The following is a 346-nucleotide window of genomic DNA, read 5'->3' on the forward strand; positions in this document are numbered from 1 at the left end:
GCGATCGCGTCGCCGGTGACCAGGCGGGTGTTCCAGTCGACCTTGTCGATCGTCGAGGAGAACACCACCTTCGGCGTGTCCCGCCAGTTCCGCGCGAACTCGATCTGCGCCGGGGTGGCGTTGGGCTGCTGGTCGCCGGTGGGCCAGTAGGAGCTCATTGTCTCCCAGAGCTTGCGCCCGTACAGCGACAGGCCGCTCGCCCGCTCCTGGTCGAGCCACCACTGGAACAATTCGTCGCTCGGCCCGCTCCAGCCAATGTCGTCGCCGGCCGCGGCGATGTAGCCGTCCAGGGTCAGGTTCATGCCGTAGATCAGTTTCCGCATGGCGCCAGCCTTCCGTCAGTCGG

Annotated in this window: 1 protein-coding gene; it reads right to left on the reverse strand. The window is 67.1% G+C overall.

The genetic code is table 11. From position 1 onward, the window contains the following. Positions 1-323: dihydrofolate reductase family protein (locus tag AC5RVV_RS18280; protein WP_494002748.1), on the reverse strand; the 323-nt coding region annotated here is incomplete at its 3' end. Between the last annotated feature and the right edge of the window lie 23 nt (positions 324-346).

The sequence above is a fragment of the Arthrobacter sp. MDT2-34-1 genome, from assembly GCF_059091365.1.